The organism is Saccharopolyspora sp. NPDC002578 (assembly GCF_053592695.1).
Map to the genome: position 1 here is coordinate 1 of NZ_JBSFWJ010000108.1, position 14,082 is coordinate 14,082.

Annotated in this window: 11 protein-coding genes; 4 read left to right on the forward strand and 7 right to left on the reverse strand. The window is 70.1% G+C overall.

The annotated features are described in order from the left end of the window. Positions 1–119: 119 nt before the first annotated feature. Positions 120–1,715: a helix-turn-helix domain-containing protein gene (locus ACWD38_RS28565; protein WP_450125299.1), complete on the reverse strand. Its 1,596-nt coding sequence runs from the start codon at positions 1,713–1,715 to the stop codon at positions 120–122. Positions 1,716–1,873: 158 nt separating this feature from the next. Here ACWD38_RS28565 and pruA point away from each other — a divergent pair, with 158 nt between their 5' ends. From pruA to ACWD38_RS28585, 4 genes are all read left to right on the forward strand, one after another. Next, on the forward strand, positions 1,874–3,502 hold the full coding sequence (gene pruA / locus ACWD38_RS28570) for an L-glutamate gamma-semialdehyde dehydrogenase (protein ID WP_184478074.1): 1,629 nt from the start codon (positions 1,874–1,876) through the stop codon (positions 3,500–3,502). Positions 3,503–3,532: 30 nt separating this feature from the next. Then, complete coding sequence (locus tag ACWD38_RS28575; RefSeq protein WP_450125300.1) at positions 3,533–4,462, forward strand: proline dehydrogenase family protein; 930 nt, start codon at positions 3,533–3,535, stop codon at positions 4,460–4,462. Positions 4,463–5,295: 833 nt separating this feature from the next. Further along, a complete protein-coding gene (locus ACWD38_RS28580; protein ID WP_343071286.1) occupies positions 5,296–6,369 on the forward strand; it encodes a tryptophan dimethylallyltransferase family protein in 1,074 nt (357 codons plus the stop codon). Positions 6,370–6,436: 67 nt separating this feature from the next. Then, positions 6,437–7,813 carry a tryptophanase gene (locus ACWD38_RS28585; RefSeq protein ID WP_450125301.1) on the forward strand — a complete coding sequence of 459 codons (1,377 nt, stop codon included), beginning with the start codon at positions 6,437–6,439 and terminating at the stop codon, positions 7,811–7,813. A 71-nt stretch (positions 7,814–7,884) separates the two neighbouring features. Here ACWD38_RS28585 and ACWD38_RS28590 read toward each other — a convergent pair whose 3' ends face one another. The 6 genes from ACWD38_RS28590 to ACWD38_RS28615 form a co-directional block, all read right to left on the reverse strand. Continuing rightward, positions 7,885–8,448, reverse strand: a complete 564-nt coding sequence (locus ACWD38_RS28590) for a GTP-binding protein (RefSeq protein WP_184478070.1) — start codon at positions 8,446–8,448, stop codon at positions 7,885–7,887. A 16-nt stretch (positions 8,449–8,464) separates the two neighbouring features. Next, a complete protein-coding gene (locus ACWD38_RS28595) occupies positions 8,465–8,833 on the reverse strand; it encodes a DUF742 domain-containing protein (RefSeq protein WP_246456705.1) in 369 nt (122 codons plus the stop codon). Continuing rightward, a complete protein-coding gene (locus ACWD38_RS28600) occupies positions 8,830–9,258 on the reverse strand; it encodes a roadblock/LC7 domain-containing protein (protein WP_184478069.1) in 429 nt (142 codons plus the stop codon). The genes ACWD38_RS28595 and ACWD38_RS28600 overlap by 4 nt, the downstream gene beginning before the upstream one ends. Positions 9,259–9,265: 7 nt before the next feature. After that, the gene (locus ACWD38_RS28605; protein ID WP_450125302.1) at positions 9,266–11,605 is read right to left on the reverse strand and encodes a sensor histidine kinase; all 2,340 of its coding nucleotides are present in this window, start codon (positions 11,603–11,605) and stop codon (positions 9,266–9,268) included. Positions 11,606–12,428: 823 nt separating this feature from the next. Then, positions 12,429–13,445: a DUF418 domain-containing protein gene (locus tag ACWD38_RS28610; RefSeq protein ID WP_246456704.1), complete on the reverse strand. Its 1,017-nt coding sequence runs from the start codon at positions 13,443–13,445 to the stop codon at positions 12,429–12,431. A 115-nt stretch (positions 13,446–13,560) separates the two neighbouring features. Beyond that, complete coding sequence (locus ACWD38_RS28615) at positions 13,561–13,779, reverse strand: hypothetical protein (protein ID WP_184478067.1); 219 nt, start codon at positions 13,777–13,779, stop codon at positions 13,561–13,563. Positions 13,780–14,082: the final 303 nt, after the last annotated feature.

The window sequence follows — 14,082 nt, forward strand, 5'->3', positions numbered from 1 at the left end:
CCGTACGCGCTGCGCGTGCGCGACGGCGTGGCGGAGCCACTTGGGAAAAAGATCCCGCAGCGACAGGCCAACTGAGGTTCCGCCACCGGACTCCCCTAGCAGAACGAGCCCGATGGAAGTCAGCGGGTGAGGCGGCGGTGCAGGAGCAGGTGGAGTTGGACGGCTAGGCGTTCGGCGGGGTCGGCGAGGTTCAGGCCGGTGATCTCGGCGGCGCGGCGGACCCGGTGCCGCAGCGTGTTCGGGTGGACGTGCAGCGCGGAGCTCGCGGCGCGCACGTCGCCGAAGTGCTCCAGGTACGCCAGCACCGACCTCGCCAGGGCACCGGAGTGCTCGGCGTCGTGCTCGAACAGCGCGTCCAGCCGCGGATCGCGGAACCGCTCGTTGCCGCCGAGCACGGTGAGCAGCTCGCTGAGCACCACTCGGGAGCGCACGTCGGCGATGGTGGCGACCTGGGTGTCCAGGTCGTGGCTCATGGCGTCCAGCACGCGGTCGGCCTCCGCGCGCGAGTGCGCCACCTCGTCCAGCGCCGTCACCACCGAGCCCACCCCGGCCTGCACCGCCGCCCGCAGGTGCTGGCCGGCGGCGGCCACGATCTCCCTGGTCATGCCGAGCACTCCGGGCATCGCGTGCGACGGGAGGTCCGGCAGCAGCACGTACACCCGCGAGCTCAGCGTGGTCACCAGGGCGCTGCGCCGGTAGGCCGCGGCGTGCACCGAGATCAAGCCGGTCATCTCGGTGCGCTCCAGTTCCAGCTCCGGGCGGTCCGACACCCCTGCCCGGCCGCGCAAGGTGAACACCACGACCACCGCGGGCCGGGCCGCGTCGGCACCGATGTCGCCCGCCACGCTCGCCGCGTCGACCTTGCCGTCGAGCAGCCCGATCAGCAGGTTCTCCCGCAGGCGGGGCGCGGCGCTGGCCTCCGCGCGCTGCCGGATCAGCTGCACCGCGGCCACCCGCGCCGCGCCGAGCAACGCCCGCCGGGAGCGCTCTTCGAGCGGCGTCGCGCCTTCCTGCACCCAGATCGTGCCCAGCGGTTGCGACCCCGCGTGGATGCCGACCGCCATCCGGCGCCGGATGCCCAGGTCGGGGCGTTCGTCGACGCGCACGACCTCCTCGCCGGAGCGCAGCCGCTCGTACACGCCCCACTCGCGCAGCATCGCCAGGTACGTCTCGGGGCCGCGGCGGCCGAGGATGGACAGCCTGCGCAGCTCGTCCACGTCGTCGTCGGAGCGCGAGTAGGCGAGCACCCTGCTGGCGGTGTCCTCGATGCTCACGATGCCGTCGGTCATCGCCGCGACCGTCTGGGCCAGGGAGAACAGGTCGCCGAGGGACTCCCCCGCGTCGGCTTCGACGGTCAGCCGGGCGTTGTCGACGACCGAGCGCACCAGCGACTCCAACTGCTCCCAGCGCACCTCCGGCCACACCCCGAACAGCGCGATCCCGGCGTCGCGCGCGGCATCGCGCAGGGCTCGCGCGTCCTGCTCGGTCTGCGTCTTGACCGCCACCGCCGTCGCGCCGTCCCGGCCCGCGGCTCGAACCTGGCGCAGCGCGGACCGGCCGCGGACGCCGATCACCAGCACCAGGTCACCGGGATGCGTGGTGGAGTCCTCCTCCGGTTCCACGATCACCACGTCGCGCACGTCGGCGTCGAGTCCTGCCGGGGCGGCGAGCAGGTCGATCAGCGGCTCCCCGACGGCGACGAGCAGCTGCCGCAACGGTGCTCCCGGGCTCGCCGCCGGACCGCGCGGGTCCTTGTTCAATCGAACAACACGCTCCCCTCAAAGATGGCTGATCATACAGCCGCACGTGGCCGTCGCGCTCCTAGTGTTCTGGGTAACCACGAGCCATCGACGCGCAAGGAGGCGACAAGGCCATGGATGCCATCACCACCGTTCCGGCCCCCAGCAACGAACCGGTCAAGTCCTACGCCCCCGGCTCGGCCGAGCGGGAGTCGCTGCACAAGCGCATCGCCGAACTCGAATCCGAGCGCTTCGAACTCACCTCCACCATCGCCGGCACGCAGCGCATGGCGGGCGGCGACCGCTTCGACGTGGTGCAGCCGCACAAGCACGCGCACGTGCTGGGCACCTCCGCCCAGGCCACCCGCGAGGACGTGGCCGACGCGGTGCGGGCCGCGAAGGAGGCCGCACCGGGCTGGGCCGCGACGTCCTTCGACGAGCGCGCCGCGGTGCTGCTGCGCGCCGCGGACCTGCTGGCCGGGCCGTGGCGGGACACCATCAACGGCGCCACCGTGCTCGGGCAGTCGAAGTCGGTGCAGCAGGCCGAGATCGACGCCGCCTGCGAATTCATCGACTTCCTGCGGTTCAACGTGCACTACGCGCGGCGCATCCTGGCCGAGCAGCCGAGCTCCGTGGCGGGCGAGTGGAACCGGATGGAGTACCGGCCGCTGGACGGCTTCGTCACCGCCATCACCCCGTTCAACTTCACCGCCATCGCGGGCAACCTCCCGACCGCTCCGGCGCTGATGGGCAACACCGTGGTGTGGAAGCCGACGCCGTCGCAGCAGCTCTCGGCGCACTTCACGATGCGCATGCTGGAGGCCGCGGGACTGCCTCCGGGCGTGATCAACCTGGTGACCGGCGACGGGCAGGCGGTCAGCGAGGTCGCGCTGGGCGACGCGGACTTCGCCGGGCTGCACTTCACCGGTTCCACCGCGACGTTCAAGAAGCTGTGGCGCACGGTGTCCGACAACCTCGACTCCTACCGCAGCTACCCGCGCATCGTCGGGGAGACCGGCGGCAAGGACTTCATCGTCGTGCACCCCTCAGCCGATCCGGCGCCGCTGGCGACGGCGTTCGCGCGCGGCGCGTTCGAGTACCAGGGGCAGAAGTGCTCGGCGGCCTCGCGCGCTTACGTGCCGCGGTCGATCTGGGAGTCGGGCCTGCGCGAGGAGCTCGCCGACCTCACCCGGTCGATCAGCTTCGGCGACGTCACCGACTTCGGGAACTTCGGCGGCGCCGTGATCGACGCGCGGGCGTTCGCCAAGCACAAGGCCGCGCTGGAGCGGGCGCGCGGCACCGCCTCGGTGGAGGTCCTCGCGGGCGGCGGGTGCGACGACTCCGTCGGCTACTTCGTGGAGCCGACGGTGCTGGTCTGCTCGGACCCGGCGGACGAGGTGTTCACCACCGAGTACTTCGGGCCGATCATCGCGGTGCACGTCTACGACGACGCGCGGTACTCGGAGATCCTCGACGTCGTCGACTCCTCCAGCCAGTACGCGCTGACCGGGGCGGTGTTCTCGACCGACCGCGCCGCCATCGAGGAGGCGCACCGCAAGTTGCGGCACGCGGCGGGGAACTTCTACGTCAACGACAAGCCCACCGGGTCGATCGTGTCGCGCCAGCCGTTCGGCGGGAGCCGGGCGTCCGGCACCAACGACAAGGCGGGCTCGATGTTCAACATCCAGCGGTGGACGAGCCCGCGCGCGATCAAGGAGACCTTCGTCGCGCCGACGCGGCTCGGCTACCCGCACATGGACTGACCCGTTCCCCCACGCATTCGAGGAGATCCGATGCTGCGCTCGGCATTGCTGGCTGCGGCGGGTTCGGCGAACGTGCGCCGGCTCGTGGAGGCCAATCCGCTGACGGGTCCGGTCGTGGACCGCTACGTCGCCGGGACGACCGCTCAGGACGCGGTCGAGGTGACCCGCGCGCTCTCGTCGCGCGGACTGCACGTGAGCCTGGACCACCTGGGCGAGGACACCCGCGATTCCGGGCAGGCGACCGACACGGTCAACGCGTACCGGGCGGTCCTCGGTTCGCTCAGCGACGAGGGATCGGCGGCGCGGGCCGAGGTGTCGGTGAAGCTGTCCGCGGTGGGGCAGTTCCTGCCCAAGGACGGCGAGAAGATCGCGCTGGAGAACGCCCGGCTGATCTGCGAGGCCGCGGCCGCGGCGGGCACCACGGTCACCCTCGACATGGAGGACCACACCACCACGGATTCCACCTTGGACATCCTGCGGGACCTGCGGGTGGACTTCCCGTCGACGGGTGCGGTGCTGCAGGCGTACCTGCGGCGCACCGAGCAGGACTGCCGGGACCTGGCCACCGCGGGCTCCCGGGTGCGGCTGTGCAAGGGCGCCTACGCCGAGCCCGCGTCGGTGGCGTTCCAGGAACGGGCCGAAGTGGACCGGGCCTACGTGCGGTGCCTGCGAATCCTGATGCAGGGCGCGGGTTATCCGATGGTGGCGACGCACGATCCGCGGATGGTGGCGATCGCGACCGACCTGGCCGCCCGCGCGCAGCGGAGCCCGGAGAGCTTCGAGTTCCAGATGCTCTACGGAATCCGCCCCGCCGAGCAGGTGCGGCTGGCCGCCGACGGCCACCGGCTGCGGGTGTACGTGGCCTACGGCGACGAGTGGTACGGGTACTTCATGCGGCGGCTGGCCGAGCGTCCGGCGAACCTGGTGTTCTTCGCCCGCTCGCTGCTCGGCCGGGGCTGACCGGCAGCACCACCGAAGCGGGGCCGACCGGGCGATTCGCCCGGTCGGCCCCGCTTCGTCTCCGCCTCCGCTGAGCCTTTCGGTCTATTCCGATGGCGCGATGGCCGAGACCAACTGCTGCAAACCGAACGCCGGCGGCTACCTCCGTCCCCACTTCAATTCTGGATCAACAAAGAGATCACCAATCAGTTCATGAATCCGCCCATCAATCATTTCAGGGTTTCAAAACCGCTCATCATCGATTCCATAATCGCAATGCGGATCGCAACTCGTCCACGATTGCCCGAATCGCGCCGGACATCGGATGGAGCAGCGCGAAGCCTCGACGTTAGGCCGATTGTGTCGGCTTACCACACCGCCTCCGATTCGCCGGAGAACGGACGGCGGCCGTCGCTGAGGCGAACGGCAGACACCCGCCCCGGCGTTGGGCCGACGCCCCCGTCGTACCTCCCGGAGCCCCTTCGAGTGATCAACCTCTCGGCAACCGCGGGGGCCTCCGGCGGCCGAGGATCGACGTGCTGACCACCACGTGGGCACCACGCTCGACGTTGAGGCCGAACGCGGTCGTTACGACCTGGTATCGCGGTCTGCCAAACGGGTGATCATTTTCATGCCGCGGAACACGCCGAACAGCCCTCCGCCTTGCCGCCGGTTGCCGCACGCCTCGGAAAACCGGCTGCATAAGGGCTCGCCGGTACGGTGAGTGACGATTTCCTGATCAACTACTCACGCATGTCTTACCACCTCAGCGAGGTTTTTGGAATCTCCAAAAGGTGGACTTCGCCGGGTAACCTGACTCCCAAGTAATTCTTAGCCCCACGATCGGAGGCGCTGTGGGCGCGGCCGGTGCAACACTCGGCGAGTACACCGAAAAACAATTATCAAATCTATGCGATTCGGTCGGGATCGCAGATTCAACCCCTCTCGCCATGCTGGCAAAACTACTCGGAAAAGAAAATTCGAGACCACTGTCGATGGTCCCGGCATGGCCGTCGGACGTCGCCGACGACCACACTCCCGCCGAATTCTCACTGGCCGTCGACAACAGCGGGCGATGCCGCATCCGCATGCTCGGCGAGACGCCGCCGAGCGGCGGGTCGAGCCTCGACCCCGGTGCCGCGGTCGCCCTGCTCGAAGAGCTCGCGGAGACCTACGGGCTTCCGCTGGACCGGTTCAACGCCGTCCGGGACCTGTTCCTCCCGGAGGACCCGTCCGGCCAGTTCACCCTGTGGTTCTCCTTCATCTTCGCCCCCGACGGCCCGCCTGCGATCAAGGTGTACTTGAACCCGCTGGTGAGCGGCCGGGAGCGTTCGGGCGAACTCGTCGCCGAGGGCCTCTCCAGGCTGGGTCTCACCGGCGCCTACGACACGATCCGGGAGAACGCGCTGCTGCGCGGCGAACTCGACCAGTTCACGTTCTTCGCCGTGGACATCTCGGACAGCCCGCAAGCCCGCGTGAAGGTGTACCTGAGCCACCACGCGGCGACCGCGGAGGCGGCGGCGCGGGCCGCCAAGGCCGTGCCGGGCGTCGACCCGCAGCAGGTGATCGACTTCTGCCGGCACACCGGCGGCGACGCGGACTACTTCGAAGGCCGGCCGCTGATCTCCAGCTACGCGTTCTCCGGCGACGACACCGCGATCCCCAGCAACTACAGCATCTACGTCCCCATCCGCAGCTACGTGCCCGACGACGAGGTCGCGCGGGAGCGGGTGTGGCGGGCGCTTCGGCACCAGGGACTGGACACCGCGATCTTCGAGCAGGCGCTCTCGGCGGTCGCCCCGCGCCCCCTGGGCGACGGCGCGGGACTGCTGGCGCACACCTCGTTGCGGATCGGCGGCTCCCACTCGGGGGTCACGCTGTACCTCTCCTCGGAGGCCTACCAGAGCCCGTCGTACCCGCCGCGGTAACGCCCCTGCCCCGCACCGCACTCCCGAGCCCTGCACCCAGGGCCGCGCCCTGCCTTGAGGAGTCACCATGCTGGACTTCCCGACCACCCTGTCCGCCGTCGTCAAGCCCGCCCCCGCGCTGTCCCGCGAGGAGCGGGAACGCGAGATCGAGCGGGCCGGGTACAACCCGTTCAAGATCGACGCCCGCACCGTGAGCGTCGACTTCCTCTCCGACTCCGGCACCGGCGCGCTGTCCACCGCGCAGCGCGCCGCCGCCGAGCAGGCCGACGAGAGCTACGCCTGCTCGTCGAGCTGGTACAGATTCGAGGAATCGGTACGTGATCTGGTGCCGTACCGGCACGTCTTCCCCGTGCACCAGGGCCGCGCCGCCGAACGCGTCCTGTTCTCCTCGCTGCTCTCGCCGGGCCAGATCAGCATCAGCAACACCCACTTCGACACCACGCGCGCCAACGTGGAGATCGCCGGTGGCCGCGCGCTGGACCTCCCGTGCCCCGCCTCCTCGGACCTGGACTCGGAGTTCCCGTTCAAGGGCGACATCGACCTGGGCGCGCTGGAGCGGACGCTGTCCGGACCGGAGGGCTCGAAGGTCGGCATCGTGCTGATGACGATCACGAACAACGGGCTGGGCGGGCAGCCGGTCTCGCTGGCGAACATGACGGCGGCGGCTGAGATCGCCCGCCGCCACGGCGTGCCGTTCTGGCTGGACGCGGCGCGCTTCGCGGAGAACGCGTGGCTGATCACCCGCCGGGAACCGGGCTACTCGCACTGGGATCCGCGCGACGTGGCGCGGCGCGAGTTCGCCCTCGCCGACGGCTGCATGATCAGCTTGAAGAAGGACGGCCTCGGCCACGCCGGCGGCCTGCTGGCCATGCGCGACGACGCGTTGGCCGAACGGTGCAAGGCGCTGGTGATCGCGGGCGAAGGCTTCGTCACCTACGGCGGGATCTCCGGGCGGGACCTGGAAGTCGTGGCGCAGGGCCTGCGGGAGGTGACCGACCCGCAGCACCTGGCGGGCCGGGAGAGCGCCGCGGCGCTGCTGGCGGAGCTGTCGCACCAGGCCGGGGTGAGCACGGTGCGCCCGTCCGGGATGCACGCCATCTACCTCAACGCGGGGCGGCTGCTCACGCACCTCACACCCGCCGAGTTCCCCGGTCACGCCTTGGCCTGCGAGCTCTACCGGCGCGGCGGAATCCGGGCGGCGGAGCTCGGTTCGCTCTACCTCGGCGGGCTCGACGACGACCTCCGGCTGCGCGAGCCGGCGCCGTTCGAACTGATCCGCCTGGCCATCCCGCGGCGCTCCTACGACGAGACGCACCTGCGCTTCGTCGGCTCGGTCCTGGACGACATCGCCAAGGAACCCGAACAGGTCCCCGGCTACCGCCTCACCGAGGCCCCGCCCCTCCTGCGCCACTTCGACTGCAGGCTGACCCCCCTGCCCAACTGACCCGCACCGCACCGTGAAACCGAGAACGGGGCAGGACGCGACCGTCCTGCCCCGTTCCGCACGTCAGCGGGTCAGCCGCCCGCGGCGGCGAGGTCCCGCTGCAGCAGCGCGTGCTTCACGAGCGTGACGAGCACCTTCTTGCTGGATTCCCGGTCCCGCGCGTCGCAGAACATGATCGGGGTGTCGGGACCCATCGCCGATGCGGCGCGGACCTCCTCCTCGGTGTAGCTGAACTCCGTGTCGTCGAAGCAGTTCACCGCGACGACGAACGGGATTCCGCGCCGTTCGAAGAAGTCGATGGACGGGAAGCCCATCGCCAGTCGACGGGTGTCCAGCAGCACCACCGCGCCGATGGCGCCGGTGGACAGCTCCGTCCACAGCGAACCGAACCGGGCCTGGCCCGGGGTGCCGAACAGGTACAGCACGATCTCCTGCGAGATCGTGATGCGCCCGAAGTCCAGCGCCACCGTGGTGGTCCGCTTCATCTCCATACCGGTGAGGTCGTCGACGCCGACGCTCGCCTCGGTCATTTCCTCTTCGGTGCTCAGCGGCGTGATCTCGCTGACCGATCCGATGAAGGTCGTCTTGCCCACGGCGAACCCGCCCGCGACGACCAGCTTCACCGAATCGGGCATCACGGGTGGTGCGCCGTCAGAGCCTGTTGAGTCCGGCAAGCACTGCCTCCAAAATGTCTCGATCGCGCGGTTGCACCATGCGGGAACGCGCCAGTGATCCGTGTTCGAGCAGGTCGGAACAGAGCACCCGGATGACGCCCAGGGGGAGCTTCAACGAGGCGGACAGTTCCGCGATGGATTGCGGCGCTCCGCACCGTTGCAGGATCGCCTCGTGTTCGGGCGTCTCCGCCGCTCCGCGTCCGGAGTCGGCGAGCGTCGCGACGACCTGGGTCGCCCGGTCAAGGTTGAGGGCCGCGTCCGGGGTACGGCCGCCGGTCAGCGCGTACGAGCGCACCATCCGGCCGGCGTCGTCGTCGTACCACGCGTCGGAGTCGGGCGCGGTCAATGCTTCTCCGCACCGACCGGGTTGCGCGCGCCCTTGCCGAGCCGCTCACCCACGTTCTTGATCAGACGCCGCATCTCGTACTGCAGCTGCTCGGCGTCGACGCTGCGGCCCGCGACGACCAGCACGGAGTTGCGCGGGTCCACGGCCAGCACGTACATGGACTGGCTCTCGGTGGCGAGCAGGTTCATGTCGATGTCCCCGCCCTCCAGCTCGTGGCTGAGCGCCTTGCTCGTGGCGCGCAGCGTGCCGCAGGCGGCCGAGATCTTGTCCGCCCGGTCCTGGTCGAGGTTCTTCGAGAACGCGGCGGGCAGACCATCGTGGGTCAGCACCAGGGCGTGCAACGTGTCGGGCACGTTGTCCAGCATCTGGTCGAGGAGCCAGGCCAGGTCGAGGTCCGGCTTCCTGGAGTTCATCACGTCGTTCACGCTTTCCTCACTGCACGTCGTCGTCGGAATTGGGCTTGTCGCCGGAGTCGTCGCGCGACTTCCTGTCGGCGTTGAAGAAAGTCATCAATCCCGGCGCGAACTCCGGCTTGCTCTGCCGGTCGGTCGGCTCGTCCTCGCCGAACCCGGCAGGCAGATCGGCGTAGGGAACCCGCTGCGGTAGCGGAGGTCGGTCCATGTCCTTCCCTTCCGCGCTCGGGCGCGGCGCTGCGTCGGCCTTCGGCTCCTCGCGCACGACCGGTTCCGCCACCGCGGTGCTGCCGGCCGCCGAGGGCACCCTGGTCGGCAGCGGCTGCGCGGGTGCGGCGGCCTTCGCCACCGGCACGTCGCCGCTCCACGAGTCGCGGCGTTCCTCGTCGTCCTCGGTGACCAGGTGCGCCTGCGGGATGAAGATCTCGGCCCGCACGCCCTGGTAGATCGAGGTGCCGAACTCGACGACCCACTCGTTGCGCTCGGCCAGCTGGGCGACGGTGAACAGGCCGAGCTGCTCACCGCGGTCACCGAGCCGCACCAGCGCGGCGAATCCGGGCGGGGCCTTCATCGTCTCGTTGGCGCTGTTGCGCGCCTCCGGGGTCATGCCGACGCCGCGGTCGGAGATCTGCACGACCAGCCCGCTGCCCACGGACACGGCCTCCACGTGCACGTCCGTGCCGGGCGGCGAGAACGAGGCGGCGTTGGCGAACAGCTCGGCGAACATGCGCAGCATGTCGCCGATCACCGACGGGGTCACGCCCACGCTGGGCACGTGGCCCAGCCGCAGCCGGTCGTGGTGCTTGGTCTCGGCGGCGGAGGCGCGCAGGATCTCGGTGAGGTCGCGCGGCCTGCTCCAGCGGCGGCCGGGGGCTGCGCCGCAGAGCACGAGCTGGTTCTCCACCACGTGCCGCGCCTGGGTGACGGACTCGTCGAGCGCGAACAGCGCGCCGAGGCGGTCCGGGTCCTCCTCGTTCTGCAGCAGCGCGTCGAGCCGCTGCGGCAGCGGCCCGAGCGCGGACTGCACGCGGCGGGTCTGTCCGATGTAGAAGGTGAGGGCGCCCTGCTGGGTGTCGGCCTCGTTGATCGCCGCCTGCAGCGCTTCCTGCTGGAACGCGCGGAACGCGTCGGCGACCTGACCGATCTCGTCGTTGCCGTAGCCCTGCAGCGCGGACGAGTCGACCTCGACCCGGTCGCCGGCCCGCACCCTCGTCATCATCGACGGCAGGGTCTTCTCGGCGAGTTCGCGGGCTTCCGCGCTGAGTCGCTGCAGACGGGGCAGCAGCGAGCCGTCGATGACCGAGCGGTACCGGCGGCGCGTCCAGAAGAAGAAGCCGAGTGCGAACAGACCGGCCGCGATCGCACCGGCGACGGCGGTGGTGATGGCGTTGTCACCGTTGGCCACTGCCTCGGTGGAGACCTGGTCGGCCTGGTCCCGGGTGAGCGCGGTGAGTTCGCCGCCGACGGCGTCGGTGAGGCGCCGCCACTCCGCCAGCGACACGCCCGCTTCACCCGGGTCCGCCCATTCGCCCTGCTGCAGCAGCTTGTTCTCCGCGATGACCAGCTGCGCCCACTCGGGGGAGGCCACCATCCGCTCGTAGCGCTCGCGCACCGCGGGCTTGAGGTAGGAGACGTTCTTCTCCAGCTCGGTGTGGTACGACCCGTTCTGCTGGATCAGCTGCAGGTGCTGGTCCGCGGAGAGCTGACCGGTGGTGAGCGCCGTGGAGATCAGCGCCGATTCCCGCGACATCAAGTCGGTGGAGCGGAACAGCGCGGTCGCGGCGATACCGCCCTGGGAGGCGTCGGTGTCCGGCACGATCCGGGACTGGACGTCGAACAGCTCGGTCGCGATCGTGAAGACGTTGTTGTAGTAGTCGGTGAGCTCGGGGGACGAGATCTGCCCCGCGGCCAGCCGGGAGCGGATCTGCGGGAGCTTGCCGAGTTCGGTGGTCAGCTGTTCGACCGGCAGGGCGATCTCGGCGGGCGCGGAGCTCAGCGCCGACTCGATCGTCTGGTTCAGGTCGCCGACCGCGGCGTCGGTCCGGGCCTGCTGCTGCTGCAGCGCGGTCTGGTCCCCGCCGGCGCCGTTGGCCAGCAGTTCCTGGCTGAGCTGGCGTTCGGTCTGGACCGCGTCCAGCGCCGTGACGGCGGGCAGGGAGACCTGGCGCACGCCGGATGCGATCAGTCGCGTGTAGACACCGTCGGTGATGAACGACGCGCACCAGACGAGCCACAGCACCAGCACGACGATCCAGGGGATCGTGACCGCCAGGGTCAGGCTGGATCGGATCGATCTTTCCGACGTGCTCTGAAGTTCACCAGGTGGCTTGGTGATGTTGTCGGGATCTGTTGTGCTCACAGCGCTCCACGTTGTCGGTCATCTGACGTGGTGTGTTGAGGAGGCGTGCGTGTCCCTGCGGGCGCGGCCTGCGGCGCCGGACTCTTCCAGCCGACTGGAATCAGGCAGGAGGTCTCGCCGATGGATGGCCTGTACAGGCGTCTTCCCGGGGACACGGCTCCTTCCGCACACCGTCGTCTTCCGCTCCTGCCGAGCACGAGCGGAAGTGCATTCCCCCCTGCGCGAGGCACTTTATCGGAAGATGATCAGGGTGTCGGCGTTCGGCCCCGGAGTCGTTCCCCACTTCCGCAACGGCGCATGTCACGGAGCGTTTTCACTTGCGAGGGCAGCGAAAACACCGTGATCGCCACAACCCGACGGGCGGGTCAGGAGTGAGTGGACCCGAGACCACGAGGACCAACGAGACCACGTTGTTGCGATCCGTGACCGACGAACACGGACGGCGGTGGGCCGAATGGACCCGCAAATCCGCCGAAAAGCGCCGCGCAGATCCTCGGCCACCTGCGCGGTTCTTTTCCACCTGCCGCAGAGGGGAATGCGACGCGGTTTTCGAACCACTCGATCAGCCGACTGCGGGACGCACCGGAGCAGGCGCCGGCCGGCCCCGCGGCCACCCGGTCGGCCGTTCCGGATCGATGCCGCGCACCGCCGCCGCGAGGTGCCCGTCCGGACGCACCAGCAGCAGCCCCGGCCGCCGCGCGAGATCGCGCACGGTCGCTGAATCGGTTCCGCGCAACGCGGGCCGGTCGGCGGGAATCACGACCTGCCGCGCACGCCACGGCCCGGCCCGCGACCTCCTGACCGGACCGCGACGGGCGCAGGCTCACGCCCGGCGCAGCGGAACGATCCGCCACCAGGTGACGCAGCGCCAGGCCCACTCCAACGGCCCCTGCCGGAAGTGCGCGAGCCACAACCTGCTCCACAGCAGCTGCACCGCGAGGATTCCCACTGCCAGCAGCAGCATCACGCCGTACGCGCTGGAGTCGCGCAGCCCGATCAGCCCGCCCAGCGCGAGCACCAGCAGGGTGGCCGTGACGTAGTTCGTCAGCGCCATCCGGCCCAGCGGTTCCAGCACACCGCCCAGCACCCGGCGCAGCGGGGTGCGCAGCAGCAGGAGCAGTCCGGTGACGTAAGCGGCGGCCAGGCAGAGCCCTGCGACACCGGAGCTGGTGGTGAAACCGGCCTCCAGCGGCCGCTGCTCCTGCACGATCAGCGCGGGGACGGCACCGGCCAGCGACACCGCGAACACCGCGCCGAGCTGCCACCCGAGCCGGGGCAGCCGCTGCGGCACTCCGAACTGGGCGAGCGCGAATCCGAACACGAGCAGCCCCGGAACCGACAGCAGCCCGCCGCCGAAGCAGGCCGTGGTGCCGCCGATCAGCCCCGCGCCGATCACCAGGTTCACCCAGCGGCTCGCCCAGCTCAGCGGCAGCAGGAGGAGCAGCCCGAACACCGCGTACGGCGTCAGCGCCTCACCGGGGTGCAGGAACGCGTGCCCCACCCCGAGCACCAGCAGCGCCAGCAGCCGGCGGGCCAGCAGCACCCGCGGCCGCGCGGAGCGATTCGCGGCGCTCGTGAGGAACAGTCCGAACCCCACGCCGAACAGCAGCGAGAAGATGGGGAAGAACCGCTGCTGGACGAACAGGTCCAGCAGGTGCGGTATCGGAAGCCGCTGGAGGTCGAGGGTCCCCGTCATCATCATGGCGGGCGGGATGTTGACGAAGAGGATTCCGCACAGCGCCATGCCGCGCACCGCGTCGAGCTCACCGATCCGCGGCGCGGGACGCGCTTCGGCGTCCGGTGGTGTGCGGTCGGGGCGGACGATCTCGGCTTCAGGCATGGCGTCGCTTTCGTGCGGATGAGCTGACCGCCGGGGTGCGTCCCCGGCTCGACACCCATCCTCGACCGCCACCGCAGCACCGCGGATCGGTCATCAGGCCGCGCGCACCGGCCGTTCAGCCGAGTTCGTTCGAGTCCTGTTCGGACTTCGGCGGCCGCCCGCGCCGGGCGGGACCGCCCGCGTCCGACGGGAGCCGACCGGCATCGGCCAGCGCCCGCCGCAGCACGAACTCGATCTGCGCGTTGGTGCTGCGCAACTCGTCCTGCGCCCACCGGGCCAGCGCATCGTGGATCGCCGGGTCCAACCGGAGGAGAAAACCCTTCCGTGCGGCCATGTCCCGCCTCAGTGATCGTTCCAGCAGAGCACTACAACCTCGTTCTTCCCCCAGCGAACCCGCTCGGCGGGCGGCGAAGCCACGCCTGCCTTGCGGCCGAAGGCCGTGCCTAGCGGCGAAGCCGTGCCTTGGGCGGCGAAGCAAGCCTGCCTTGCGGCGAAGCCGTGCCTGTATGTGCGAAGCACATAGCCCACGTCCCAAAGCCGACCACCCGCGGGTTCTCAGCTTCCTTCTCGCGAGGACAGCTTTTTCCCTCGTGGCGGAGCCACTCGGGAAAAAGATCCCGCAGCGAGAAGGAAGCTG

Excerpts from the sequence above, each read along its gene's own strand:
- pruA (WP_184478074.1), top strand. The coding sequence starts at position 1,874 with ATGGATGCCATCACCACCGTTCCGGCCCCCAGCAACGAACCGGTCAAG.
- ACWD38_RS28575 (WP_450125300.1), top strand. The coding sequence starts at position 3,533 with ATGCTGCGCTCGGCATTGCTGGCTGCGGCGGGTTCGGCGAACGTGCGC.
- ACWD38_RS28585 (WP_450125301.1), top strand. The coding sequence starts at position 6,437 with ATGCTGGACTTCCCGACCACCCTGTCCGCCGTCGTCAAGCCCGCCCCC.
- ACWD38_RS28590 (WP_184478070.1), bottom strand. The coding sequence starts at position 8,448 with ATGCCCGATTCGGTGAAGCTGGTCGTCGCGGGCGGGTTCGCCGTGGGC.
- ACWD38_RS28610 (WP_246456704.1), bottom strand. The coding sequence starts at position 13,445 with ATGCCTGAAGCCGAGATCGTCCGCCCCGACCGCACACCACCGGACGCC.
- ACWD38_RS28615 (WP_184478067.1), bottom strand. The coding sequence starts at position 13,779 with ATGGCCGCACGGAAGGGTTTTCTCCTCCGGTTGGACCCGGCGATCCAC.